The sequence below is a fragment of the Actinosynnema sp. NPDC004786 genome, from assembly GCF_053601135.1.
This window is the reverse complement of record NZ_JBSGBG010000058.1, coordinates 17,273-41,099: the sequence shown is the minus strand read 5'-3', so window position 1 is coordinate 41,099 and position 23,827 is coordinate 17,273. Positions and strand designations below refer to the sequence as shown.

The 23,827-nt window shown below is 73.3% G+C and carries 25 protein-coding genes; 17 read left to right on the top strand and 8 right to left on the bottom strand.

Going from position 1 to position 23,827, the window contains the following annotated elements:
* The first annotated feature begins 24 nt into the window (after positions 1-24).
* From ACWEFJ_RS34810 to ACWEFJ_RS34770, 9 genes are all read left to right on the top strand, one after another.
* A complete protein-coding gene (locus ACWEFJ_RS34810) occupies positions 25-498 on the top strand; it encodes an FxsA family protein (protein ID WP_378094122.1) in 474 nt (157 codons plus the stop codon).
* Positions 499-557: 59 nt separating this feature from the next.
* Positions 558-1,517 carry a TIGR03885 family FMN-dependent LLM class oxidoreductase gene (locus tag ACWEFJ_RS34805; RefSeq protein WP_378094119.1) on the top strand — a complete coding sequence of 320 codons (960 nt, stop codon included), beginning with the start codon at positions 558-560 and terminating at the stop codon, positions 1,515-1,517.
* Positions 1,514-3,058, top strand: a complete 1,545-nt coding sequence (locus ACWEFJ_RS34800; protein WP_449716349.1) for an alpha-amylase family protein — start codon at positions 1,514-1,516, stop codon at positions 3,056-3,058. The genes ACWEFJ_RS34805 and ACWEFJ_RS34800 overlap by 4 nt, the downstream gene beginning before the upstream one ends.
* 103 nt (positions 3,059-3,161) lie before the next feature.
* Complete coding sequence (gene kdd, locus ACWEFJ_RS34795) at positions 3,162-4,178, top strand: L-erythro-3,5-diaminohexanoate dehydrogenase (RefSeq protein WP_449716348.1); 1,017 nt, start codon at positions 3,162-3,164, stop codon at positions 4,176-4,178.
* Positions 4,179-4,234: 56 nt separating this feature from the next.
* Positions 4,235-5,731 (top strand): amidohydrolase, encoded by a 1,497-nt coding sequence (locus tag ACWEFJ_RS34790; protein WP_449716354.1) that lies wholly within the window; start codon positions 4,235-4,237, stop codon positions 5,729-5,731.
* A 76-nt stretch (positions 5,732-5,807) separates the two neighbouring features.
* Positions 5,808-7,376 carry a lysine 5,6-aminomutase subunit alpha gene (gene kamD, locus ACWEFJ_RS34785; protein WP_378097533.1) on the top strand — a complete coding sequence of 523 codons (1,569 nt, stop codon included), beginning with the start codon at positions 5,808-5,810 and terminating at the stop codon, positions 7,374-7,376.
* The gene (gene kamE / locus ACWEFJ_RS34780) at positions 7,373-8,113 is read left to right on the top strand and encodes a lysine 5,6-aminomutase subunit beta (RefSeq protein ID WP_378097536.1); all 741 of its coding nucleotides are present in this window, start codon (positions 7,373-7,375) and stop codon (positions 8,111-8,113) included. The genes kamD and kamE overlap by 4 nt, the downstream gene beginning before the upstream one ends.
* Positions 8,110-8,511, top strand: a complete 402-nt coding sequence (gene kal, locus ACWEFJ_RS34775) for a 3-aminobutyryl-CoA ammonia lyase (RefSeq protein ID WP_449716347.1) — start codon at positions 8,110-8,112, stop codon at positions 8,509-8,511. The genes kamE and kal overlap by 4 nt, the downstream gene beginning before the upstream one ends.
* A gap of 515 nt (positions 8,512-9,026) precedes the next feature.
* Positions 9,027-9,398 (top strand): GntR family transcriptional regulator, encoded by a 372-nt coding sequence (locus ACWEFJ_RS34770; protein WP_378097542.1) that lies wholly within the window; start codon positions 9,027-9,029, stop codon positions 9,396-9,398.
* On the opposite strand, the gene ACWEFJ_RS34765 is transcribed toward ACWEFJ_RS34770, so the two are convergent.
* Positions 9,392-9,577, bottom strand: a complete 186-nt coding sequence (locus ACWEFJ_RS34765; RefSeq protein WP_378097545.1) for a PspC domain-containing protein — start codon at positions 9,575-9,577, stop codon at positions 9,392-9,394. The two genes, ACWEFJ_RS34770 and ACWEFJ_RS34765, sit on opposite strands and share 7 nt — an antisense overlap.
* Positions 9,578-9,718: 141 nt before the next feature.
* Here ACWEFJ_RS34765 and ACWEFJ_RS34760 point away from each other — a divergent pair, with 141 nt between their 5' ends.
* Genes ACWEFJ_RS34760 through ACWEFJ_RS34750 form a run of 3 tightly spaced genes read left to right on the top strand, consistent with a single transcriptional unit; the run spans position 9,719 to position 13,203 of the window.
* Complete coding sequence (locus ACWEFJ_RS34760; protein WP_449716346.1) at positions 9,719-10,792, top strand: MrcB family domain-containing protein; 1,074 nt, start codon at positions 9,719-9,721, stop codon at positions 10,790-10,792.
* 37 nt (positions 10,793-10,829) lie between these two features.
* Complete coding sequence (gene lnt / locus ACWEFJ_RS34755; protein WP_378097548.1) at positions 10,830-12,437, top strand: apolipoprotein N-acyltransferase; 1,608 nt, start codon at positions 10,830-10,832, stop codon at positions 12,435-12,437.
* On the top strand, positions 12,412-13,203 hold the full coding sequence (locus tag ACWEFJ_RS34750; RefSeq protein ID WP_378097551.1) for a polyprenol monophosphomannose synthase: 792 nt from the start codon (positions 12,412-12,414) through the stop codon (positions 13,201-13,203). The genes lnt and ACWEFJ_RS34750 overlap by 26 nt, the downstream gene beginning before the upstream one ends.
* A gap of 78 nt (positions 13,204-13,281) precedes the next feature.
* Here ACWEFJ_RS34750 and ACWEFJ_RS34745 read toward each other — a convergent pair whose 3' ends face one another.
* From ACWEFJ_RS34745 to ACWEFJ_RS34730, 4 genes are all read right to left on the bottom strand, one after another.
* Complete coding sequence (locus ACWEFJ_RS34745; protein WP_378097357.1) at positions 13,282-13,626, bottom strand: RNA polymerase-binding protein RbpA; 345 nt, start codon at positions 13,624-13,626, stop codon at positions 13,282-13,284.
* Positions 13,627-14,096: 470 nt separating this feature from the next.
* Positions 14,097-14,567 (bottom strand): NUDIX domain-containing protein, encoded by a 471-nt coding sequence (locus tag ACWEFJ_RS34740; protein ID WP_449716345.1) that lies wholly within the window; start codon positions 14,565-14,567, stop codon positions 14,097-14,099.
* A gap of 61 nt (positions 14,568-14,628) precedes the next feature.
* Positions 14,629-15,234, bottom strand: a complete 606-nt coding sequence (locus ACWEFJ_RS34735; RefSeq protein WP_378097351.1) for a helix-turn-helix domain-containing protein — start codon at positions 15,232-15,234, stop codon at positions 14,629-14,631.
* A 73-nt stretch (positions 15,235-15,307) separates the two neighbouring features.
* Positions 15,308-16,027, bottom strand: coding sequence for a thymidine kinase (locus ACWEFJ_RS34730; RefSeq protein ID WP_378097348.1), 720 nt, complete (start codon positions 16,025-16,027; stop codon positions 15,308-15,310).
* Positions 16,028-16,308: 281 nt separating this feature from the next.
* Here ACWEFJ_RS34730 and ACWEFJ_RS34725 point away from each other — a divergent pair, with 281 nt between their 5' ends.
* Positions 16,309-16,623: a PadR family transcriptional regulator gene (locus ACWEFJ_RS34725; RefSeq protein WP_378097360.1), complete on the top strand. Its 315-nt coding sequence runs from the start codon at positions 16,309-16,311 to the stop codon at positions 16,621-16,623.
* The gene (locus ACWEFJ_RS34720; RefSeq protein WP_378097346.1) at positions 16,620-17,339 is read left to right on the top strand and encodes a hypothetical protein; all 720 of its coding nucleotides are present in this window, start codon (positions 16,620-16,622) and stop codon (positions 17,337-17,339) included. The genes ACWEFJ_RS34725 and ACWEFJ_RS34720 overlap by 4 nt, the downstream gene beginning before the upstream one ends.
* Positions 17,340-17,355: 16 nt before the next feature.
* Here ACWEFJ_RS34720 and ACWEFJ_RS34715 read toward each other — a convergent pair whose 3' ends face one another.
* Positions 17,356-18,753 carry an MFS transporter gene (locus ACWEFJ_RS34715; RefSeq protein WP_378097343.1) on the bottom strand — a complete coding sequence of 466 codons (1,398 nt, stop codon included), beginning with the start codon at positions 18,751-18,753 and terminating at the stop codon, positions 17,356-17,358.
* A gap of 201 nt (positions 18,754-18,954) precedes the next feature.
* Positions 18,955-19,731: a glycerophosphodiester phosphodiesterase family protein gene (locus ACWEFJ_RS34710; RefSeq protein ID WP_449716344.1), complete on the bottom strand. Its 777-nt coding sequence runs from the start codon at positions 19,729-19,731 to the stop codon at positions 18,955-18,957.
* Positions 19,732-19,799: 68 nt separating this feature from the next.
* Here ACWEFJ_RS34710 and ACWEFJ_RS34705 point away from each other — a divergent pair, with 68 nt between their 5' ends.
* The 3 genes from ACWEFJ_RS34705 to ACWEFJ_RS34695 all read left to right on the top strand — a co-directional run bounded on the left by ACWEFJ_RS34705 (position 19,800) and on the right by ACWEFJ_RS34695 (position 22,967).
* A complete protein-coding gene (locus tag ACWEFJ_RS34705) occupies positions 19,800-20,156 on the top strand; it encodes a hypothetical protein (RefSeq protein WP_378097337.1) in 357 nt (118 codons plus the stop codon).
* 68 nt (positions 20,157-20,224) lie between these two features.
* The gene (locus ACWEFJ_RS34700; protein WP_378097334.1) at positions 20,225-22,270 is read left to right on the top strand and encodes a putative bifunctional diguanylate cyclase/phosphodiesterase; all 2,046 of its coding nucleotides are present in this window, start codon (positions 20,225-20,227) and stop codon (positions 22,268-22,270) included.
* A 28-nt stretch (positions 22,271-22,298) separates the two neighbouring features.
* Positions 22,299-22,967: a VOC family protein gene (locus ACWEFJ_RS34695; RefSeq protein WP_449716343.1), complete on the top strand. Its 669-nt coding sequence runs from the start codon at positions 22,299-22,301 to the stop codon at positions 22,965-22,967.
* 373 nt (positions 22,968-23,340) lie between these two features.
* Here the strand turns inward: ACWEFJ_RS34695 and ACWEFJ_RS34690 are convergent, their stop codons facing one another.
* Positions 23,341-23,802, bottom strand: coding sequence for a PPOX class F420-dependent oxidoreductase (locus ACWEFJ_RS34690; protein WP_449716342.1), 462 nt, complete (start codon positions 23,800-23,802; stop codon positions 23,341-23,343).
* Positions 23,803-23,827 lie beyond the last annotated feature (25 nt).

Sequence of the window (23,827 nt, the reverse complement as noted above, 5' to 3'; positions counted from 1 at the left end):
GGGTGGTTGTTCGTTGGGAGGGGTATGCGGGTGTTCGCGGGTGTGCTGGTCGGTCTCGCCGTGGAGGTCACGGCTCTGGTGGCGGCGTTCGGGGCGTGGGGCCTGGCGCCGACCCTGGGGTTGTTGGTGTTGGGCGGGGTGGTGGGTGCGGTGCTGATGCGTCGTGAGGGTGTGCGGGCGTTGGCGGCGTTCTCGGAGGCGGTGCGGGTGCGGCGTGCGCCGCACCAGGAGGTGGCGGACGGGGTGTTGATCGCGGCGGCGGGGTTGTTGATCCTGGTGCCGGGGTTTTTGAGCGACGTGGTGGGGTTGTTCCTGTTGTTCCCGCCGACGCGGCGGTTGGTGAGTCGGCGGATGGCGCGTCGGGCGGAGGAGCGGGAGCGGGTGTTGGCGTTGAACCTGCGGTACGGGCGGCATCCGATGGCGGGTGGTGTGGTGGTGGAGGGTGACGTGGTGGACGTGCGGTCGGAGCCGCGGGTGGAGCGGCCGGAGTTGCCGTGATCGCGGGCGGCGGCGGGTCGGCGGTGTCGTGCGGGGGTGGCTTGGGTACGTGAGACGGCATGACCGTCATCGGTGTGCACGCGTCCCATGAGCAGGTTCACCCGTCGGCGTTGTTGGCGGCGGTGCGGCGGGCGGAGGAGGTGGGTTTCGGGGCGGCGATGAGTTCGGACCACTTCTCGCCGTGGAGTGCCCGGCAGGGGCAGAGCGGGTTCGCGTGGTCGTGGTTGGGTGCGGCGTTGGAGGCGACCGGGTTGCCGTTCGGGGTGGTGAACGCGCCCGGTCAGCGGTATCACCCGGCGATCGTGGCGCAGGCGATCGGGACGTTGGGGGCGATGTACCCGGGTCGGTTCTGGGCGGCGTTGGGCAGTGGTGAGGCGAGCAACGAGCACATCACGGGCGGGGGTTGGCCGCGCAAGGAGGTGCGCAACGCGCGGTTGCGCGAGTGCGTGGACGTGATCCGGGCGTTGTTGGCGGGGGAGGAGGTCAGTCACGACGGTCTGGTGCGGGTGGACCGGGCGCGGTTGTGGACGAGGCCGGAGGAGCCGCCGTTGTTGGTGGGTGCGGCGGTGAGCGAGGCGACGGCGCGGTGGTGTGCGGGGTGGGCGGACGGGTTGGTCACGGTGAACGCGCCGCCGGAGCGGTTGGCGCGGGTGGTGGCGGCGTACCGGGAGGCGGGTGGTCGGGGGTCGTTGCGGTTGCAGGTGCACTTGAGTTGGGCGGAGTCGGAGGACGAGGCGCGGGGGGTGGCGCACGAGCAGTGGCGGAGCAACGTGTTCCCGCCGCCGGTGTGTTGGGATTTGGACACGGCGGAGCATTTCGACGTGGTGTCGGAGCACGTGTCGGTGGAGCAGGTGGAGCGGGTGGTGAACGTGTCGTCGGATCTCGGGTGGCACGCGAAGACGATCCGGGAGTATGCGGAGTTGGGGTTCGAGGAGATTTTCCTGCATCACGTGGGGCGGGAGCAGGAGCGTTTTCTGGACGTTTTCGGTGAGCGGGTGCTGCCGGAGGTGCGGTCGTGAGGTTGACGCGGACGGCGGATCTGTGGTGGAAGAACGCGGTGGTGTACTGCCTGGACGTGGAGACGTTCCATGATTCGAATGGTGACGGGTGCGGTGATTTTCGGGGGTTGATCGAGAAGATCGACCACTTGCACCGGTTGGGTGTGACGTGTTTGTGGTTGATGCCGTTCTTCCCGACGCCGGAGCGGGATGACGGTTATGACATCACGGATTTTTACGCGGTGGATCCGCGGTTGGGCACGTTGGGTGATTTCGTGGAGTTCGTGCGGACGGCGCGTGACCGGGGGATGCGGGTGATCGCGGACCTGGTGGTGAACCACACGTCGGACCGGCATCCGTGGTTCCAGGCGGCGCGTGATCCGGGGAGTCCGTTCCACGACTGGTACGTGTGGCGGGACGAGCCGCCGGCGGACGCGGCGGAGGGGGTGGTGTTCCCGGGCGAGGAGAGGTCGTTGTGGACGTACGACCGGAAGGCGAAGCGGTATTACCTGCACCGGTTCTACCGGCATCAGCCGGATTTGAACGTGGCGAATCCGGCGGTGCGGGACGAGATCGCGCGGGTGATGGGTTTCTGGATGGAGTTGGGGTTGTCGGGGTTCCGGGTGGACGCGGTGCCTTTTTTGTTGGAGGCGCCGGTGGAGGCGTTGCCGGATCCGCACGACTATTTGGCGGATCTGCGGGCGTTCCTGTCGCGTCGCAACGGTGAGGCGGTGTTGTTGGGTGAGGTGAACCTGCCGTACACGGAGGCGATGGCGTTCTTCGGGGAGTCGGACGGTGTGGGTGACGAGTTGCACATGTGTTTCGATTTCGTGGGGATGCAGCAGATGTTCCTGTCGTTGGCGCGGCGGGAGGCGAGTCCGTTGACGCACGCGTTGCGGGAGCGGCCGGTTCCGCCGCGTGATTGTCATTGGGCGACGTTCGTGCGGAATCACGACGAGTTGACGTTGGACAAGTTGACGGAGGCGGAGCGGCGGGAGGTGTTCGCGGCGTTCGGTCCGGATGAGGACATGCAGTTGTACGGGCGGGGGTTGCGTCGGCGGTTGCCGTCGATGTTGGGGGGTGATCTGGCGCGGATCAAGATGGTGTACAGCCTGTTGTTCTCGTTGCCGGGGACGCCGGTGTTGTTCTACGGGGAGGAGGTGGGGATGACGGAGGACCTGTCGTTGGAGGGCAGGTTGGCGGTGCGGACGCCGATGTGGTGGGACGCGGTGGACGGGCAGCGGCGGGATCCGGGGTCGTTGTTGGGGTGGGTGCGGTTGTTGGTGGAGCGGTATCGGGAGTGTCCGGAGTTGGCGTGGGGGGAGTTCTCGGTGGTGGACACGGCGGAGCCGGCGGTGTTCGCGCACCGGTGTGAGATCGAGGGTGGGACGGTGGTGGTGGTGCACAACCTGGGTGATCGGGAGGTGTCGGTGGAGGTGCCGGGGGTGGAGGGGGTGTTGGCGGATCTGTTGGTGGACGGGTCGGTGCGGGCGAAGGGCGGGTCGGCGAGGGTGGAGTTGGGTCCGTACGGGTGTCGGTGGTTCCGGCAGGTGACGGGGTAGTCGTCCTGGGGGTGTTCGGTCGTCTTCAGTGTGTGCCTTGCGGAATGTCGCCACTTCGCGTGAAGATATGCGCGTCCCGGCCCCTGTTGACCGAAGGATTTACATGACGTCGCCGTACGGTCTGCATCGCGTCCTCGACCCGGCCGGGGTGCTGCCGCAGCAGGCCGCGCGGCTGGACGCCACCCCGGTGTGCGGGCCGGACGAGGTCGTGGTGGACGTGGCGCGGCTCAACCTCGACGCCGCGTCCTACCGGCAGTTGCGGGAGGAGCACGGGGTCGGGGGCGTGCGGCGGGCGGTGCTGGACATCGTCGCGGCGCGGGGCAAGATGCAGAACCCGGTCACGGGGTCGGGCGGCATGCTGCTGGGCACGGTCCGGGAGGTGGGTCCGGCGTCGCCGTTGGGGCTGCGCGTCGGCGACCGGGTCGCCACGCTGGTGTCGTTGACGTTGACGCCGTTGCGGATCACCGACGGTCTGGCCCGGTGGGACGGCGCGGGCGAGCAGGTGCCGTGCGAGGGGACCGCGGTGCTGTTCGGCCGGTCGGTGGTCGCGGTGCTGCCGGACGACCTGCCCGAGGAGTTGGCGCTGTCGGTGCTGGACGTGTGCGGCGCGCCGGCGCTCACCGACCGGGTGGTGCGTCGTCGCCGCGCGCCGTCGGTGCTGGTGCTGGGCGGGGGCGGGAAGTCGGGGTCGTTGTCGTTGGCGGCGGCGCGCCGGGCGGGGGCGTCGCGGGTGGTGGCGCTCGTGCCGACCGCGGCGGAGGCCGGGGCGGTCCGGTCGGCCGGCCTGGCCGACGAGGTGGTGGTGGCCGACGCGCGCGACCCGCTGGCGGTCGCGGGCGCCGTGGGGGAGCGGGTGGACGTGACGGTGGTGTGCGTGGACGTGCCGGGGTGCGAGCACGGGGCGATCCTGGCCACCGCGGACGGCGGCACGGTGGTGTTCTTCTCGATGGCGACGTCGTTCCCGGCGGCCGCGCTGGGGGCGGAGGGGCTGGCGGCCGACGTGGAGATGCTCGTGGGCAACGGGTACGTGCCGGGTCACGCGGCGTTCGCGTTGGGGCTGCTGCGCGCGGAGCCTGCCGTGCGGGCGTTGTTCGAGCACAGGCAGACTCAGCAGGCGTGACTACTCTGCTCGTGGGGGGACGTATCCATTCCCCGACCGCTCCCGACGCCACCGCGATGGCCGTGACCGACGGCGCCGTGGTGTGGCTGGGCCAGGACGCCGTGGGCCGCGCGCTGCACCCCGACGCCGAGATCGTGGACCTGGACGGGGCGTTCGTGGCGCCCGCGTTCGTGGACGCGCACGTGCACGCGACGTCCGCGGGGTTGCTGTTGACCGGCCTGGACCTGACCGGGTGCCGGTCGTCGGCCGAGCTGTTGGACGCCGTGCGCGCGGCCGGGGGGCCGGTGGTGTGGGGGCACGGGTGGGACGAGACGCGGTGGCCGGAGCGGCGGCCGCCCACGCGCGCGGAGCTGGACGAGGCGGCGGGGGGCGCGCGGGTGTACCTGTCGCGGATCGACGTGCACTCCGCGCTGGTGTCCACCGCCCTGCTCGACCTGGCCCCGCGGGCCCGCGGCGCGGACGGGTTCAGCGCGGACGGGCCGTTGTCGCGGGCCGCGCACCACCACGTGCGGCGGGCGGCGAAGGACGCCATCCCCGCGGGGCGTCGCCGCGCCGCGCAGCACGCGTTCCTGGCCCATGCCGCGTCGCGGGGCATCGCGTCGGTGCACGAGTGCGCCGGGCCGGACATCTCCGGGCGGGACGACCTGGCCGATTTGTTGGCGACGGACACGGTGGACGTGGTGGGCTACTGGGGCGGGTTGGAGCCGGTGGACCTGCCGGTGCGGGGTCTGGCGGGGGACCTGTTCGTGGACGGCGCGCTGGGGTCGCGCACCGCCGCGTTGTGCGAGCCGTACGCCGACGCCGACACCACCGGCGCGTTGTACCTGGACGCGGCCGCGATCGCCGGGCACCTGGTGGCGTGCACGCGGGCGGGGTTGCAGGCGGGGTTCCACGTCATCGGGGACGCGGCGGTCGCCGAGGTGGTCGACGGGTTCCGCCGGGCCGCCGAGGTGGTGGGCGTGCCCGCGCTGGCGGCGCGGCGGCACCGGCTGGAGCACCTGGAGATGGTCACGGGCGGGCAGGCGGAGGTGTTGGCGTCGTTCGGCGCGGTGGCGTCGGTGCAGCCGTTGTTCGACCGGGCGTGGGGCGGGCCGGAGGGCATGTACGCGCAGCGGTTGGGGGTCGGGCGGGGCACGGCGCTCAACCCGTTCTCGCGGCTGGCCGCGGCGGGGATGGTGTTGGCGCTGGGGTCGGACGCGCCGGTGACGCCGGTGGACCCGTGGGCCGCGGTGAAGGCCGCGGTGCGGCACCGCACGGAGGGGCACGGGATCTCGCCGCGGGCGGCGTTCACCGCCCACACCCGCGGCGGCTGGCGCGCGGCCGGGGTGGACGACGGGTTGACCGGCACGCTGCAGCCGGGCGCGCCCGCCACCTACGCGGTGTGGGACGCGGCCGGGTTGGAGGTCTCCGCCCCGGACACGCGGGTGCAGCGGTGGTCGACCGACCCCCGTTCCCGGGTGCCGGCGCTGCCGGCGTTGGACGGTCCCGCGCCGGTGTGCCTGCGGACCGTGTTGCGCGGCCGCACGATCTTCGACCGGGGCGACCTCGGATGAGGCGCGCCCCGCGGTCGCCGTGTCGCGTGCCGGGCACCGGCGCGTTCCGCCCGTCGTCAGAACAGGAGTGAGCCCGATGGCGTTGCTCGACCTCGACCCCGCCGTGGTCGCCGCGGCCCGCGATCTCGCGGCGAAGGCCGCCGCGCCCGTGGTGGCGATGGCCAGGGCCCACACCACCGTCGCGGTCGAGCGCGCCACCCTGCGTTTGGCGGGCATCACGGGCGCGGACACGACGCACCGGGCGGGTGACGTGCCGTGGGTGAACCGGGTGGTGGACACGGTGCGGGAGCACTGCGGTCTGGAGCGGGGCGTGGTGCTGCCGGTGTTCCACGCGTTGCGCGAGCACGGCCTGGCCACGCTCACCGAGCTGGCCGAGGCCACGGCGGCGGGGCAGGTCCGCTACACGGTGCCGACCGGCCGGGACCGGGAGCGGGCCCGCAAGGCCGCCACCGCGGCGGTCACGCGGGGTCTGCGGACGGTCGACCGCAACCGTGCCCGCCGGGACGCGCTCGTCGCGCGGCTGGGGGATCCGCCCCGCCGGCCGTGGATCTACCTGATCGTGGCGACCGGTGACATCGACGAGGACGTGGTGCAGGCCGCGAACGCGGCCCGCGCGGGCGCGGACGTCATCGCGGTCATCCGCTCCACCGGCCAGTCGCTGCTGGACTACGTGCCGGAGGGGGCGACCCACCACGGGTTCGCCGGCACCTACGCCACGCAGGAGAACTTCCGGATCATGCGGGCCGCGCTGGACCGGGTGTCGCGGGAGGTCGGGCGGTACGTGCGGCTGACGAACTACGCCTCCGGGCTGTGCATGCCGGAGATCGCCGTGCTGGCCGGCCTGGAGCGGCTGGACATGATGCTCAACGACTCCATGTACGGCATCCTGTTCCGCGACATCAACCCGGTGCGGACGTTCGTGGACCAGCGGTTCTCCCGGCAGGTCCACGCCCGCGCCGGCATCGTGATCAACACCGGCGAGGACAACTACCTCACCACCGCCGACGCGGTCGACGCCGCCCACACCGTCACCGTGTCGCAGCTGCTCAACGAGCACTTCGCGCACGAGGCGGGGCTGCCCGACCACCTGCTGGGCCTGGGGCACGCCTTCGAGATCGACCCCGACCTGCCGGAGTCGTTCCGGTTGGAACTGGCGCACGCGCTGCTGGCGCGGGAGCTGTTCCCCGACGCGCCGCTGAAGTGGATGCCGCCCACCCGGCACATGACCGGCGACGTGTTCCGCGGTCACCTGCTCGACGGGTTCTTCAACCTCGCCGGCGTGCTCACCGGCCAGTCGATCCTGCTGGTCGGCATGATGACCGAGGCGGTGGCCACCCCGTTCCTGTCCGACCGCGACCTGGCGCTGCGCAACGTCCGCTACGTCCTGGGCGCGGCCGGGAACCTCGCCGAGGACTTCCGGCCCGCGCCCGACGGGTTCATCGTCAAGCGCGCCCACCAGGTCCTGGGCGAGGCCGTGGACCTGCTGGGCCGCATCGTGGACGACGGGCTGCTCAACGCCATCGCCGACGGCACCTTCGGCCTGATGCGGCGCCCCGCCGACGGCGGCAAAGGAGCCGACGGCGTGGTCGCCAAGGCCGACGACTACGTCAACCCCGCCGCCGACCTGCTGGAGGCACAGCCGTGAAGCGCCACGTCCGCCCCTACGGCGACACCACCGGCGACGGCATGGTGCAGACCTCGTTCACCCTGCCCGTGCCCGCCGGGCCCCGCGCCGACGGGGCCGCCCGCCAGCTGGCCACCCGGATGGGCATCGACCCGGCGCTGGTCGTGCACTCCCACCCCATCGGCGACGACTTCACCTTCTTCGTCGTCTACGGCCCCGTCCGCCACATCGTGGACCTCGACGAGGTGCAGGTCGTGGAACGGGAGTACCCGCTCCTGCCGCCCACCGAGGTCAACGGCGCGGTCAGGAGGCTGCTGCGGCGCAAACTCGTGGTCGTCGGCGCGTGCATCGGCACCGACGCCCACACCGTGGGCATCGACGCGATCCTCAACGTCAAGGGCTTCGCCGGCGAGAAGGGCCTCGAGTACTACCGCGAGCTGAAGGTCGTCAACCTCGGCGCGCAGGTGTCGGTGCCCGAACTCGTGCGCCGCGCCCGCGCCGAGAAGGCCGACGCCGTCCTGGTCTCCCAGGTCGTCACCCAACGCGACGCGCACCTGCACAACACCCGGGAGATGTCCGCGGCGTTCCGCGAGGCCATGGGGCGGCGGCGGCCGCTGCTCGTGGCCGGCGGGCCCCGCTTCGACCCGCTCATGGCCGACGAGCTGGGCGTGGACCGCGTGTTCGGCCGCGGCACCACCCCCGGCGAGGTCGCCAGCTACCTGGTCCACGCCGTCCGGACGAAGAAGGAGAACGCGTGAGCCTCACCGAGGGATTCACCGTCACCCACCGCCGCTACGTGCCCCACTCCCACGCCCACTACGGCGGGGCCCTGGTCGACGGCGCCTACGGCCTGGGCCTGTTCGGCGACGTCGCCACCGAACTGCTCATCCGCACCGACGGCGACGAGGGCCTGTTCGCCGGCTACCGCGACGTCGCGTTCCTCGCCCCGGTCCGGGCCGGCGACGTCGTCGAGGCCACCGCCACCCTCGTCCGCGTCGGCACCCGCTCCCGCGACCTGGAGTTCGAGGCGCGCGTCGTGTGCCGCAGCGCCCCCGACCGCGGCCCCACCGCCGCCGACGTGCTCGACCCGCCCCTCGTCGTCACCCGCGCCCGCGGCACCGTCGTCGTCCCCCACCCCACCACCGCCGCCGGGTAGGGAGTCGGGGTCGGCGCACACGTCCACCACGTTCACCCGGTGCCGCTGCCGCAGCTCCCCGGCCAACTCCCGCGGGTCCACCCCGAACGCCTCCACCACCCGCAACGACGCCGGCGTCCGCTCCACCCGCGCCGCGTCCGCCAGGTCGTCGTGCCCCGCCGCGCGCAGCGCCGCGGTCAACCGCGCGTAGTTCTCCGCCCGGGTCCGCTCGTCCCGCACCTCCCGCACCCGCGGGTCGCGGCGCAGCCCCTCGGCGGCGCCCCGCATCGCCTCGTCCGTGCCGAACAGCAGCTCGACCGCCGAGCAGTGCGGCACCGGCGTGCCCTCCACCCGGCGACCCGGCCACGACACCAGCACCAGCAGGGCCACCCCGGTGACCAACGCCAGCAGCACGGTCGGCAGCAGCGGTCGGCGGAACACGCGCACCACCCTGCCACGCCCCGTGCCCGACCGGCGACCCGACGTCACCCCCGCCGGTCACCCCGCCCGCCGCGCCCCTCTGCCACCATCGACACGTGATCAGCATCGACCCGGCCTCACCCGTGCCGCCCTACGAACAGGTGCGCACCCAACTCGCCCGCGCGATCACCGACCGCGACCTCGCCGTGGGCGCCCGACTGCCCACCGTGCGCGCCCTGGCCGCCGAACTCGGCCTGGCCGTCAACACCGTCGCCCGCGCCTACCGCGAACTGGAGGAAACCGGCCTCGTCGAAACCCGCGGCCGCGCCGGCACCGTCGTCAGCGCCGCCGGCCAACGCGGCCGCGAACACGTCCTGCGCGCCGCCCACACCTACGCCGCCACCGCCCGCGAACACGGCCTCACCGCCGACGAGGCCCTCGACATCGTCCGCGCCGCCCTCGCCGACCGACCCCGACCCGGTCAGTAGGGACGCTTGGGCATCATCACCCACAACACCAGGTAGACCAGGAACTGCGGCCCCGGCAACAGGCACGACAGCAGGAACACCAGCCGCACCGTGTTCGGCCTCCACCCGTACCGGGCCGCCAGCCCCGCGCACACACCCGCGATCACTTTCCGGTCCTGCGGCCTGCTCAACGTCGTCATGCCTCCACCATCCCCGCGCCCGAACCAGCCGACATCGGTAACAACCCTGATTTCCTACCCCCACCCGACCACCCCCAACCCCGGGGACAACCCCGGCCCGCCCCACACGTCCACCCCACCCGCCCGTGTGATCCTTCGGTGGTGCGAGAGGTCTTACAGGGCGTGCTCGACGCCCAACCCCACTTCACCGCCCACTACACCGACGAGATGCGACGCCGCGGCGAACTGGTCCGCCACCACATGACGGCGTGGCTGCGCGCCCGGCTGCCCGACCTGCGGGCCGTGTCGGTCGACGACCTCGACATCGACGCGAGCGACGGCATCGGCCGCCGCGCCGAGATCCCCTGGGCGCGCGTGCACTCCACGAGCCGCTCACCCCGACCCCGTGACGGCTGGTACGTCGTGTACCTCTTCGACGCCCGCGGCGACAGCGTCTACCTCGCCCTCATGCAGGGCACCACCACCTGGAACGGCAACACCCCCGTCGACCGGCCCTTCCCGGAACTGCGCGCCCGCTCCCACCGGGCGCGCACCGCCCTGGCCGACCACCTGGCGGCCCGCCCCGACCTGCGGCACGCGATCACCCTGAAAGGGACGCAGGGCAAACGCGCCCGCGGCTACGAGCACGGCACCGTCGCCGCCGTCGAATACCACAGCCACGCGATCCCCGCCGAAGACGTCCTGGACGCCGACCTGAGGTTCCTCGTCTCCGTGCTCGGCAGGCTCCATGCGATCGACGACGACGCCGACCCCGCGCCCGAGGTCGTCGAGGCCGTCACCGCGGCCGCACACGCCGCCGGACGCCGCAACGCCGGCCAAGGCTTCCGACCCGACCACGCCGAACGCGTCGCCATCGAGCGCCACGCCGTCGCCCGCGCCACGCGCCACCTGGAGGACCAGGGGTACACCGTGCGCGACGTCGGCGCGTTCCAGTCCTACGACCTGCACGCCACACGCCCGGGGGAGCAGTTGTACGTCGAGGTCAAAGGCACGACCTCCGCCGGTGTGGAGGTCGTGCTCACCCCCAACGAGGTCCGGCTCAACGCCGAGCACCACCCGCACACCATGCTGATCGTCGTCAGCGACATCGCCCTGGACAGGAACACCGCACCACCCCAGGCGTCCGGCGGGCGGATGCGGGTCGTGCACCCGTGGGCCGTCGCCGACGCCGACCTGACACCGCTGTCCTACCGGTACCGGATCGGCACGGGCTGACTGCGGGGGAGCGGGCGGGTGCTCGTAGGCTGAACCGGTGGTCGCAGCCCCCGTGACGCCGCAACCCCCCGGCGCCGACACGCCCCCCGCCCGCCGACGCCGGGACGTGCGCGGCACGCTCCTGCGGGTGCTGCTCGCCGCCGCCGGCGGCGCCGCCGTCTACCTGAGCTTCCCGCCGCGCACCCTGTGGTGGCTCGCGCCCGTCGGGTTCGCCGTCCTCGGCGTCCTGCTGCACGGCCGCCGCGCCCGCGCCGGGTTCGGCCTCGGCCTGGTGTGGGGCCTGGCGTTCATGGCCCCGCTGCTGCGCTGGACCGGCGAGTTCGTCGGCCTGGTCGCCTGGCTGCCCCTGGCCCTGCTGTGCGCGGCGCTGATCGCGGTCGGCACAGCCGCCATGGCCGTGGTGTCCCGGCTGCCCGGCGCGCCGCTGTGGATGGCGCTGGTGTGGGTCGCCGACGAGGCGCTGCGCGCCGCCGTCCCCTTCGGCGGGTTCCCCTGGGGCAAGATCGCGTTCGGCCAGCCCGAGGGCTGGTACCTGCCGCTGGCCGCGGTCGGCGGCGCGCCCCTGGTCGGGTTCGCCGTCGCGCTCACCGGCCTCGGCGCCGCCCACCTGCTGCGCCGCCCGGCCGTCGGCGCGGCCGCCGTCGTGCTGCCGCTCGCCGCCGGGCTCGCCGCCACCGCCCTCGTGCACACCGACCCCGACCGGGGCACGGTCACCGTCGCCGCGATCCAGGGCAACGTGCCCCGCGCCGGCCTGGACTTCAACGCCCAGCGCCGCGCCGTGCTCGACAACCACGTCGCCCGCACCCTCCAGCTCGCCGACGACGTCGCGGCCGGCCGCGCCCCACGACCCGACCTGGTCATCTGGCCGGAGAACTCCTCCGACATCGACCCCTTCCGCAACGTCGACGCCGCCACCCGCATCCAACGCGCCACCGACGCGATCGGCGTGCCCGTCGCCGTCGGCGCGGTCGTCGTCGACCCCGACGACAAGCTGCCCCGCAACACCGTCGTGCTCTACGAACCCGGCGTCGGCCCCACCGACACCTACACCAAGCGGCAGCTGCAGCCCTTCGGCGAGACCATGCCCTACCGCGACTTCTTCCGGATCTTCAGCCCCGCCGTGGACCGCGCCGGGAACTTCCAGCCCGGCACCGACCCCGAGGGCTTCGCCATGGGCCGCGCCAAGGTCGCGATCGACACCTGCTACGAGGTCGCGTTCGACGGCGTGGTCCGCGACTCGATCACCGAGGGCGCGAACCTCATCGCCATCCCCACCAACAACGCCACCTTCGGCTACACCGAGATGACCTACCAGCAGCTGGCCATGTCCCGCGTCCGCGCCGTCGAGCACGGCAAGTCCGTGGTGGTCGCGGCCACCAGCGGGGTCAGCGCCATCGTGCTGCCCGACGGGTCGGTCACGCGGCGGACCGGCATGTTCACCCCCGACGCGCTGGTGGCGACGGTGCCGCTGCGCGGGGAGGCTACGCTGGCCACCCGGCTCGGCGCATGGCCCGAGTGGGTGATGACCGCTCTGGGCCTGATGGCCGTGGCGTTCAGCGTGACGACGAAACGACGATCGCGTCCGACCCCTGGTGCGGGTGTCGGCGAGGAGGACACGGATGGCGGACCAGCAGGCGCAGCCTGACCGCGAGCTCGGGCCGGTGCTGGTGGTGATCCCGACCTACAACGAGCGGGACAACATCGGGAAGATCGTGCGGCGGCTGCACACCGCGCTGCCGGCGACGCAGGTGCTCGTGGTCGACGACGGCAGCCCCGACGGCACCGGGCAGCTCGCCGACGAGATGGCCGCCGCGGACGACCGGATCCACGTGCTGCACCGCACCGAGAAGGCCGGCCTCGGCGCCGCCTACGTCGCGGGCTTCCGGTGGGCGCTGGAACGCGGCTACGGCGTGGTCGTGGAGATGGACGCGGACGGCTCCCACGCCCCCGAGGACCTCCCGCGGCTGCTCGACGCCCTGCACGACGCCGACCTCGTCCTCGGCTCCCGCTACGTGCCCGGCGGCAGCACGGTCAACTGGCCCAAGTACCGCGAACTGATCTCCCGCGGCGGCAACGTCTACTCCCAGATCGCGCTCGGCGCGAAGGTCAAGGACATCACCGGCGGGTTCCGCGCGTTCCGCGCCGAGGTCCTCGACCGGCTCAAGCTCGGCACGGTCGCCTCCCAGGGCTACTGCTTCCAGATCGACCTCGCCTGGCGCGCCATCGAACTCGGCTACCGCGTCGTCGAGGTCCCCATCACCTTCACCGAGCGTGAGGTCGGCGAGTCCAAGATGAGCGGCAGCATCGTCCGCGAAGCCCTGTGGCGCGTCACCAAGTGGGGCGTGCGACGCCGCGCGACCCAGCTGCGGGAACTGTTCGCCCCCAAACCCAAGACCCCCACCGCCCGCTGACCCCCGCGGGGGATCGTGGGCGGAACGTCGTGAGGCCCGCCGGACGGTGGTCCGACGGGCCTCACGACGTGGCACGGGTCAGGCGGTGCGGGTGCGCCGCCCCCTCAGCTCCTCCAGCCGCTCGTCCAGCAGCTCCTCCAGCTCCGGGATCGTGCGCCGCTCCAGGAGCATGTCCCAGTGCGTGCGCGGCGGCTTGACCTTCTTCTGCTCCGGCTCGGCACCGTCGATGATCTTGGACTCCTGGCCGTGCAGGCGACACTCCCAGGTGTGGGGGATCTCGGCGTCGTCGGAGAAGGGGACCTCGAAGTCGTGGCCCTTGGGGCAGGCGTACCGCACCGACCGGCGCGGGGCGAGGTCGTGATTGCGGTCGGTCTCGTAGCTGACTGCTCCGAGCCGGCTACCCCGTAGAACGCGGTCGGCCATGGCGGTGTCCTTTCGCTCGGCTCAGGGCCGGGGCCCAGGCTTGTTGCTCACCGAGTGCAACGACCGGACTGCTCCGTTCGTTCCCGGCTTCACGGTCATCGTCGCCCACAGTGACGTCTTTCACCCGTCAACGAAGGCTTCCCTCTGAGGGATGCCATCGCGGGCGGATCGTGACGCGTTATCAAGCTACCGGGTCAACCCATCACACGGATGGAGCATTCCTGGCAGTCGTCGTGCGGCTGCGACAGCTTAGACCGACCACGCAGGGCGACGTTAAGGCGGGTTTAACTCGACAGTAGTGACGCCTGTCATGGTTACGGTTACGCAAAGTCATTTCGTAAGTTTTCGCGGACCTCACCACGCAGGGTGGCGGACCGGGTGTGCTCGGTGGCGAACATGAGGATGAATCACCCGACCGGACCGCACCCAAACGTCCAATCGGACGCCTTATCCGTTCGATACCCTCAGTGTCACCCGAAAGTGAGCTTCTCGGACAGGCGGTCCAGCAGCGGGCGCTGCCCCGCCACGATCCGCACGCGGGCCTCGGCCAACGGGAACCACGCCACCCGGTCCACCTCCGGGAACTCCCGCAGCCGACCCGACCCGCGCGGCCACTCCAGGGTGAACATCCCCGGAACCACCCGATCGGGGTCCAGGTCCGCGGCCAGCGCCCACGCCGCCACCACCTTCCCGCCCGACTGCCGCACCTCGCCCAACGGCACCAGCACCCCCTCCGGCACCGGCACCCCCAACTCCTCGGCGAACTCCCGCCGCGCCGTCGCCTCCGGCTCCTCCCCGTCGACCGGCTCGCCCTTCGGGATCGACCACGCGCCCTCGTCCCGCCGCGCCCAGAACGGGCCGCCCATGTGCCCCAGCAACACCTGCGGCTCCCCGTCCACCACCCGGTGCAGCACGATCCCCGCGCTGCGCCGCCCCGTCACCCGCGCCGTCCCGTCATGCCCCCAGTGTCACCCGCCACGCCCGCACCCGCGGCCGGAGCCCTCAACGCCGGCGGCGGGTGCGCATGTGGATCTGCTCGCCCTGCTTGCCGAACAGGCTCAGGATCTCCACCGGCTCCGGCCCCGCCGGCCCGAACCAGTGCGGCAACCGCGTGTCGAACTCCGCCGCCTCGCCCGGCGCCAGCACCACGTCGTGATCCGCCAGCACCAGCCGCAACCGCCCCGACAGCACGTAGAGCCACTCGTAGCCGGTGTGCGTGCGCGGATCCGGCTCGCCCCGGTCCGGGATGATCATCTTGTACGCCTGCAGACCGCCCGGCTGCTGCGTCAACGGCAGCACCGTCATGCCGTTGCGGCGCACCGGCACCGGCCGGATCCGCGGATCGCCCACCGGCGGCGCGCCCACCAGCTCGTCCAACGGAACCCGGTGCGCCCGCGCGATCGGCAACAGCAGCTCCAGGCTCGGCCGCCGCAACCCCGACTCCAGCCGCGACAACGTGCTCTTCGAGATCCCCGTCGCCGCCGCCAGGTCCGCCAACGTCGCACCCCGGCTCGTGCGGATGTGCCGCAACCGCTCGCCCACCCGGTCCAGCACCCCGGCGGTCGGATCCGCGGCAGCGCCGCCTGCAGCGTCGTCTGCGTCGTCCATGTCGTGTCCCGGTATCGGCAACAGGAGGTTGCCATTGTGGCCGGCCGCGCCGCCCGCCGTCCACACCGGCCCGTCAGGCCAGGCTCAGCTGGTGGCCGTCCACCGCGTGCGGACCCAGATCCCCCGTGCGGTAGTGGGTGCGGCACAGCACCTGGTAGCGGACCTCCGCGGCGTCCGCGGCCGACGTGTCCGCCACCAGCACCGTGTCACCCGCCCGCACCACGTCCCCGTCGTGCACCCGGGCGTTGAACCGGCCCGGCCGGCCGCACCAGCACAACACCTCCACCTGGATCGCGTTCAACTCGTCGGCCAGCTCGAACAACCGCCGCGACCCCGGGAACAGCCGGCTGCGGAAATCCGTCGCCAGCCCGAAGCAGTACACCTCCAGGTGCGCGTCGTCGGCCAACTCCGCCAGGTCGTCGACCTGCCCCGTGGACAGGAACTGCGCCTCGTCCACGATCAGGTAGTCCACCCGGTGCCCGGCCGCCCACCGCTCCCGCACCAACGCGCACAGGTCCATGCCCTCGTGCACCTCCAGCGCGTTGCGGGCCAGACCCATCCGGCTCGAGATCGTCGGCGTCCCCGAACGGTCGTGACGCACCAGCAACAACCCGCGCCGCCCCTGCCGCGCCTGGTTGTGGTCGATCTGCAACGCCAACGTCGACTTGCCGCAGTCCATCGGCCCGAAGAAGAACCGCAACCGCCCGGTCGGCGCGATCCCGCGCCCGGCCCCGGCGGCGGGCACGGAGGACAACGCGTCGGTCGGGTCCGGGGCGGGGATGATCGGTTCCACGGGCGGCCACCCTAACGGGCCGCCACCGCCCCGCCCGCCGCGACCTCCACCGCGCCCACCCGGCCGCCCCACCACCTGCCCGGCCACCACCCCGCACCACCCGACCCACAGCACCCGTCGCGCCGCCATCCGACCCGCCTGCGCCATCCGACCCGCCTGCGCCGCCTACGGCCGGCCGACCCCCTCTGTTGCGACCCGCCGCCGGAGACCGGACGTCCCCGACCGACGTTCCGCATTGCCGAGATATACCGCTTCGCGATATAACCTGCGGTGTGAGGGGTATGTCGGAGCAGGTGTTCCTGGTGCTCACCGCGTTGGCGGAGGAGCCGTTGCACGGGTACGCGATCGTGCGCGCGGTCGAGGTGCTGTCGGAGGGCCGCATGCGGCTGCGGGTGGGCACGCTCTACGGGGTGCTCGACCGGCTGGTCGCCGAGGGCCTGGCCGAGCGCGACCGCGAGGAGGTCCACCAGGGCCGGCTGCGCCGCTACTACCGGCTGACCGACGCCGGGGTGCGGGCGCTGTCGGCCGAGGTGGCGAGGTTGTCGGCCAACGTGCGCGCCGCGTCGTCGGTGCTGCGGGCGAGGGGAGCGCTGTGAGGTCGAACAGGTCGAACCTGGAACGCCGCTACCGGGCGCTGCTGCGGCTGCTGCCCGCCTGGTACCGGGCGGAGCGCGAGGAGGAGATGGTCGGGATCCTGCTGGCCGACCGCACCGACGACCTGGACCTGGAGCACGGCTGGCCGGGGTGGGGCGAGGCGGGCGCGACGGCGGCGCTGGCCGTGCGGGTGCGGCTGGGCGCGCGACGCGCGGCCGGCACGGCGTGGCGGCTGGTGGCGTTGACCGGCCTGCTGGGGCAGCTGGTCGCGGCGGCCCAGTCGTGGACGGTGACCGCCCGGTGGGGCGGCGAGGTGCCGGAGGGCTGGTGGTACGACGCCCTGGCCGCGGTGGCGTTCGCGGCGCTGGTGGCGGGGCGGCGCGCGGTCGGCCGGGTCGCGGGCGGGCTGCTGGGCGCGGCGTCGCTCGCGGCCCTGGCCTGGTCGGCGGCGGGGGTGTCGCCGTGGTGGACGCTGCTGTGGCACGTCCCGGCGGCGGCGACCGCGGCGGCGGTGGTGGCGGGGTTCCACCGGGAGGCCCCGCCGGTGTCGCGGCGCTGGTGGCCGGCCGCGGCCCTCGCCGTGCCGGCGGGCGTGGCGACCGTGGCGTTCACGCCCGCGCTGTCCACGCCGACGATGCTGGCCGCGTGGCTGGTCGCCGCCGTCGCGGTGGTGCTGGTGCGGCCCTGGACGGCGCGCCGGCCCGCGGCCCCGGCCTGACCGGCGCGGCGGGCGGTCAGACCTTCGCGGGCACCGGGTTGCCCGACGCCACGATCGCCCGCCGCACCGGCACGAAGACCATCAGCACGAAGCCGACCACGAAGAACACCACCAGCGAGATGATCGCCAGCCGGAACGACCCGGTGGCCTGGCCGACCCCGGCGAACACCAGCGGCCCCAGCCACGACGTGGACCGCTCGCCCACCTCGTAGAGGGAGAAGTACTGCGCCTCCCGGCCCGGCGGGATCATCTGCGAGAACAACGACCGCGACAACGCGTTCGTGCCGCCCAGCACCAGCCCGATCCCGGCCGCCAGGGCGTAGAACTGGGTCTGCTGCCCGGCCTGCACGAAGAACGCCGCGCCGATCACCACGATCCACACGCACAGGCTGGCCATGATGGTGCGCTTCGCGCCCCACGAGCGCGCGACCCGGCCGTGCAGCACACCGCCGAGGAACGCGACGAACTGCACGATCAGGATCGTCGTGATCAGCACCGTCTCGTCCAGCCGCAGCTCGTCGCGGCCGTACTGGGCCGAGACGTTCGCGACGGTGGCGATGCCGTCGGTGTAGATCAGGTAGGTGCCCAGGAACGCCAGCGTCAGCGGGAACATCCGCGCCTGCCTGACCGTCTGGCGCAGCTCGGCGAACCCGGCGGTGATCACCGACGCGCCGGACTCGGTGCCGTGCGGGGCCTGGTGCCGCTTGAGCCGCGCCAGCGGGATCAGGGTGAACCCGGCCCACCACAGACCCGACAGCACGAACCCCACCCGCACCGCCACGCCCTCGGTCAACCCGATCGCGTCGTGGCCGACGAACAACGCCAGCTGCACCGCCAGCGCCAGACCGCCGCCCAGGTAGCCGAACGCCCACCCGCGCGAGGACACCGCGTCCCGCTCGTCGGGCGCGGCGATCTCCGGCAGGAACGCGTAGTACACGACGACCGACGCGCCGTAGCAGATGTTGCCGACGATGAACAGCGCCACGCCCAGGTGCCAGTCGTCGCCGCCGACGGTCGCCAGGGCCGCGGTGGCGGCCGACCCGGTGAACGCCAGCCCCGCCAGCATGCGGCGCTTGTTCTGCGTCCGGTCGGCGATCGCGCCCATGACCGGCAGCACCACCACCTGCACCACGGTCGCGATCGACAGCAGGTAGCCCCACAGCGACCCGGCCGGGAAGTACGCGCCGAACAGCGAGATGTCGCACTGCCGCAACGAGCCGTCCACGCACGCGTCCGGCCCGTTGTGGGCGACGTCCGCGACCGCCGCCTCCTTGGCCACCGCGGTGAGGTAGCCGGAGAGGAACACGGTGACCACGGAGGTGGGGAACACCGAGTTCGCCCAGTCGTACCAGGTCCACCCGCGTTGCTCCCGCTTGCGGTCCTGGGCGGTTGCGGTGCTGTCGGCCACGCTCATGGGGGCGGACTGTATATCGCGCCCCGCCCGCCGGTGGCGATCACCACCAACCTGTTGCCAACCGGTCTCCCGCACGCCACCCACGCGGCCACACCGCCCCGGCCGCCGCACCACCCGCACCGCCGCCCGGCCCCCGCCCGGAACGCCGGCCCACCCCACCCGACGACACGCACCACGTCCCCGGCGTCGGCGCTCGGCGTCTCAGCCGCCCGCCCACACCTCCCGCTCGACCAGCACGTCACGCAGCCGGTCGGGCCGGTCCGTGACCAACCCGTCCACCCCGAGGTCCAACAGCCGCCGCATCTCGGCCTCCTCGTCCACCGTCCACACGTGCACCTCCAGACCCCGCCGGTGCGCGGCCCGCACGAACCGGCCGTCCACCACCAGCAACCGGCCCTGCCGCACCGGCACCTGCGCCACCGCGCCCCGCACCGGCAACCCCACCAGCGGCACCCGGCCCGCCGCCCACAACGCCCCCGCCGAACGCGGCCCCATCGACGTCAGCAGCCCCGGACCGCCCCGCCGCCGCAGCTCCGCCAGCCGCCGCTCCGAGAACGACGCCAGGCACACCCGGCCCAGCGCGTCCGCCCGGCGCAGCACCTCCAGCACCGGCTCCACCGCCGAGTCCGCCTTGACGTCGATGTTCACCATCGCGTCGGGCAGCTCCTCCAGCAGGTCCGCCAACCGGCACACCGCCTCCCGGCCGCCCACCTTCGCCCGCCGCACCGCCGACCACGGCTGCCCGGCCAGCGGACCGGTCGCGTCCGTCGTGCGGTCCAGCAGCGCGTCGTGGTGCACCACCACCACACCGTCGGAGGTGGCGTGCACGTCCGTCTCCAGGTACCGGTAGCCCTCCCGCGCCGCCCGGCGGAACGCCGACAGCGAGTTCTCCATCCCCGACAGGTCGTCGAGGTGCCAGCCCCGGTGCGCGAACGCCCTCGGGTGCGGTCCGGACAGGTACGGGTGGGTCGCGGTCACACACCGGAGTGTGCCCTGGCGGCGTGGCGTTGCGGTGACCGGTGGGTAGCCGGATACCGTCGCCGGCCATGGAGCTGGTGAGCGAGGCCGTCGCGGCGCGCCGTGAGGAGGCCAGGCACTGCGCCTGGTGCGGGCGCCGCCTGCCCGACAGCGGCCGGATCGGCCGGCCGCGCCGGTACTGCGCGCAACCGTGCCGGCAACGCGCCTACGAACGCCGTGCCGCGGTGCAGCGCGGCGGGCTGCCCGAGGACGCCGTGGTGCTGTCCGCGGGGGAGCTGGCCGACCTGCAGGACCGGCTGTTCCAGCTGCGCTGCGCCGCGGAGGACGTCGCCACCGCCGCCGAGGACGGCGCGGACGGCGCGGAGCTGCGCCGGCTGGCGGGGGAGCTGGTCGACACCGCCCGCGGTCTGGAGCGGTTGCGCTGAACGAGGCCGGCTTGCCCGCACAGCGTGGTCTCGACCATCATGACGCGCGGGTGGGCGAGGAGGGGCGCGTGAACGGCAACGGCGCGTTGCACCGCGAGGTGCTCGACCGGGCCGACGTCGGTTTCGGTGTCACGGACGTGCACGGCACACTGGCCTGGGTCAACCCGGCCCTCGCGGAGATCCTGGGCGTCCCGGTCGAGCACGTGGTCGGCCGGTCGCTGCCCGCGCTGCTGCCCGGCGCGCCCGAACGCCCCCGCTCCGGCCTCGCGCTGCTCACCCCCAGCGCCTACCGCAAGGGCCACCGCTGGCTCGAGGTCACCTGCCAACCCCTCGACCCCGACGGCCCGGACGACGACGCGCACCTGCTCTACCGGGTCGTGGACGTCACCGCGTGGCGCGACCGCGAGCTGGAGGCCACCCACGAGGCCGACGCGCTGCGCCGCGCCCAGGTCCTCGGCCGCATGGGCACCTGGGAGTGGCACATCGCCGAGGACCGCGTCGTCTGGTCGGACACCCTGCTGGAGATGTTCGGGTTCGCCGCCGACACCGAACTGGACTTCGACGGCTACGCCGCCCACGTCCACCCCGACGACCTGCCGATGATCCAGGCCACCCTCGAGGAGGCCATGCGCTCCGGGGCCGGGTTCTCCTACACCCACCGCATGATCATCGGCGACGACCGCGTCGAACGCTGGTTCGAGTGCTTCGGGGAAGTCGTCGCCGACGAGGACGGCGTCCCCCTGCGCGTGCTGGGCACCGCCCACGACATCACCCGCGCCCGCCGCGTCCACGACGAACTGCTCGCCCTGGCCGAACAGGACCCGCTCACCGGCCTGGCCAACCGGCGCGCCGTCACCCGCGAACTCGAACGGCAGCTCGCCGGCGGCGGCCCCGGCGCGATGCTGCTGCTCGACCTGGACAACTTCAAGGACGTCAACGACCTGCGCGGCCACGCCGTCGGCGACCGGCTGATGAAGGCCCTGGCCTCCGCCCTGCGGTCCCGGCTCGCCCCGGGCCAGCTCATCGGCAGGCTCGGCGGCGACGAGTTCGCCGTCGTCCTGCCCGGCGCCGGCACCGCCGACGCCGCCCGCGTCGCCGAAGGACTGCGCGACGCCGTCGCCGCCCTCCCGCTGGTCGGCGCCGCCCGCAGCATCACCGTGTCCACCGGCGTCGCCGAGTACGGGCCCGGCGACACCTGGGAACTCGTCCTCGCCAACGCCGACCTCGCCCTCTACGCCTCCAAGGCCGCCGGCCGCAACCGCGTCACCGTCTACGAACCCGGCCACTACGCCGACACCGCCAAACGCGTCTCCGTGCTCGACCGGCTGCGCGCCGCCCTCGACCACGGCGGCCTCGTCCTGCACGCCATGCCCATGGTGCAACTGGCCACCGGCCGCACCCTCGGCCACGAACTGCTGCTGCGCCTGGAGGACGGCCGCACCCCCTACCTCGGGCCCGCCGAGTTCCTGCCCGAGGCCGAACGCTCCGACCTCGTCCTGGACATCGACCGGTGGGTGCTGTCCACCGCCATCGACGCCCTCGTCCGCCACCCCGACCCCGACCTGCGGTTCAACGTCAACGTCTCCGGCCGCACCCTCGAGGACGAGGACTTCGGCGGGTTCGTCCTGGACCGCCTCGCCACCGCCGGCGTCGCACCCGGCCGCCTCGGCCTGGAGATCACCGAGACCGCCGCCGTCACCAACCTCGACGCCGCCCGCGCCCTGGCCCTGCAACTGCGCGGCTTCGGCTGCCGCATCATCCTCGACGACTTCGGCTCCGGGTTCGGGTCCTTCGTCCACCTCAAGCACCTGCCCATCACCGGCATCAAGATCGACGGCGAGTTCGTGCGCGGCATCGACGAACGCTCCACCGACGCCGTCCTCGTCGCCGGCATCGTCCAGATCGCCCAGGGCCTCGGCCTGTCCGCCGTCGCCGAATGGGTCGAACGCCCCGCCCAGGTCGACGCCCTCGTCCGCCTCGGCGTGCGCATCGGCCAGGGCTTCCACCTCGGCCGCCCCATCCCGCTCGCCCAGGTCCTCCCGGACCACCCGCAGCGGCCGAACGGAGCATTGTCGCCACGCCTGGCCGGTGCGGAGGATGGGGCGCGTTCCTGACCCCCGCCCCCGATGGGAAACCACCGCCGTGCCCGGTACCCCCGACAGCCCCGCACGCGGTGTCCGCCGCGTCGAACTGACCACCCCCACCCCCGAACCCGTCGCCGAGTTCTACGCCCGGCTCCTCGGCTGGGTGATCATCGCCGAACCCGACGGCTCGTTCACCGGCTGGGTCGGCGACCGCCTCGCCACCCACGTCCGCCCCGGCGACCCCGGCCGCCGGCTCGTCTTCGCCGCCACCGACACCCGCGACCTCCCCGACGGCGCCGCCACCGACACCGGACGCGTCCTGCACGGCCCCTGGGCACCCGCGCCCCGCCCCGGCGAACCCTGCTGGGTCGAACTCATGGGCGGCCCCGCGGACGACGACTACTGGGCCACCGCACTGGGCTGGCAGGTCCGCGACCCCGACGCCGACTTCACCCTCTACGACGCCACCACCGCCGACGACCGCCGCCCCGTCGCCGGCCGCCTCACCGCCCCCGGCGGCTGGACCTGCTACTACGCCGTCCCCGACACCACCCGCGCCGCCGCCGACGCCACCGCCCTGGGCGGCACCGTCCTCATCCCCCCACGCGAGGTCCCGACCGGCCACGTCGCCGCCATCGCCGACCCCACCGGCACCGCCTTCGCCATCCTGGAGAACCCGCCCGGCTGGGGCGGCACCTGGTCCACCACCGAACAAGCCCACGCCTGACACAAGCCCACGCCCGACCCGGGCGACCCCCGCCACCCCCGCCCCCGACCCGCCCACCCCGAAGCCCTGGTCCGTTCGCCACGAACAGACCAGGGCTTCGTGTCATCCCGCCGACCTGGCGCAGCCCTACCGCGCGTGTCAAGGGGGCACTTCCAGCCCTACCGCACCTTGCGCCGGAACCGCCCCCTTGACGCGTGCGGTAGCCCTTGTGGAGGTCGGCGGGATGACACGAAACCCGACCCACGCCGGTACAAGGGCTTGACCACCGAACCCCGTCATCCTGCTGATCTGCCCGTCCGGCGAGGACGCTTGTGCTCTCTCAAACCACAACCCCCCGGCACACCGACCCAGGGGGAGGGGAGCAGCCCCCGAATCACCCCACCACCCCGGGCGGGAACCCACCCGTCGCCACCGGCCCCCACCGCTCGATCGTCACCCGGATCAACGACTTCCCCTGCCGCCGCATCGCCTCCCGGTACTCGTCCCAATCCGGGTGCTCCCCGGCGATGCACCGGTAGTACTCCACCAACGGCTCCAACGCCTCCGGCAGGTCCACCACCTCCGCCCGCCCGTCCACCTGCACCCACGGCCCGTCCCACTCGTCGGACAACACGCACACCGTCACCCGGTCGTCCCGCCGCGCGTTGCGCGTCTTCGCCCGCTGCGGATACGTCGACACCACCAACCGGCCCTCACCGTCCACCCCGCACGTCACCGGCGACACCTGCGGCCGCCCGTCCCCGCGCACCGTGACCAACAGGGCCCGGTGCCGCGGCCGCAGGAACTCCACCAACCCGTCACGGGACACCGCCTCCGCGGTCGCGATCCTCGGCATACCCCTCACCCTACGATCACCCCCC

Excerpts from the sequence above, each read along its gene's own strand:
- ACWEFJ_RS34810 (WP_378094122.1), top strand. The coding sequence starts at position 25 with ATGCGGGTGTTCGCGGGTGTGCTGGTCGGTCTCGCCGTGGAGGTCACG.
- ACWEFJ_RS34805 (WP_378094119.1), top strand. The coding sequence starts at position 558 with ATGACCGTCATCGGTGTGCACGCGTCCCATGAGCAGGTTCACCCGTCG.
- kdd (WP_449716348.1), top strand. The coding sequence starts at position 3,162 with ATGACGTCGCCGTACGGTCTGCATCGCGTCCTCGACCCGGCCGGGGTG.
- ACWEFJ_RS34790 (WP_449716354.1), top strand. The coding sequence starts at position 4,235 with ATGGCCGTGACCGACGGCGCCGTGGTGTGGCTGGGCCAGGACGCCGTG.
- kamD (WP_378097533.1), top strand. The coding sequence starts at position 5,808 with ATGGCGTTGCTCGACCTCGACCCCGCCGTGGTCGCCGCGGCCCGCGAT.
- ACWEFJ_RS34765 (WP_378097545.1), bottom strand. The coding sequence starts at position 9,577 with ATGACGACGTTGAGCAGGCCGCAGGACCGGAAAGTGATCGCGGGTGTG.
- ACWEFJ_RS34750 (WP_378097551.1), top strand. The coding sequence starts at position 12,412 with ATGGCGGACCAGCAGGCGCAGCCTGACCGCGAGCTCGGGCCGGTGCTG.
- ACWEFJ_RS34745 (WP_378097357.1), bottom strand. The coding sequence starts at position 13,626 with ATGGCCGACCGCGTTCTACGGGGTAGCCGGCTCGGAGCAGTCAGCTAC.
- ACWEFJ_RS34735 (WP_378097351.1), bottom strand. The coding sequence starts at position 15,234 with ATGGACGACGCAGACGACGCTGCAGGCGGCGCTGCCGCGGATCCGACC.
- ACWEFJ_RS34725 (WP_378097360.1), top strand. The coding sequence starts at position 16,309 with ATGTCGGAGCAGGTGTTCCTGGTGCTCACCGCGTTGGCGGAGGAGCCG.
- ACWEFJ_RS34715 (WP_378097343.1), bottom strand. The coding sequence starts at position 18,753 with ATGAGCGTGGCCGACAGCACCGCAACCGCCCAGGACCGCAAGCGGGAG.
- ACWEFJ_RS34705 (WP_378097337.1), top strand. The coding sequence starts at position 19,800 with ATGGAGCTGGTGAGCGAGGCCGTCGCGGCGCGCCGTGAGGAGGCCAGG.
- ACWEFJ_RS34690 (WP_449716342.1), bottom strand. The coding sequence starts at position 23,802 with ATGCCGAGGATCGCGACCGCGGAGGCGGTGTCCCGTGACGGGTTGGTG.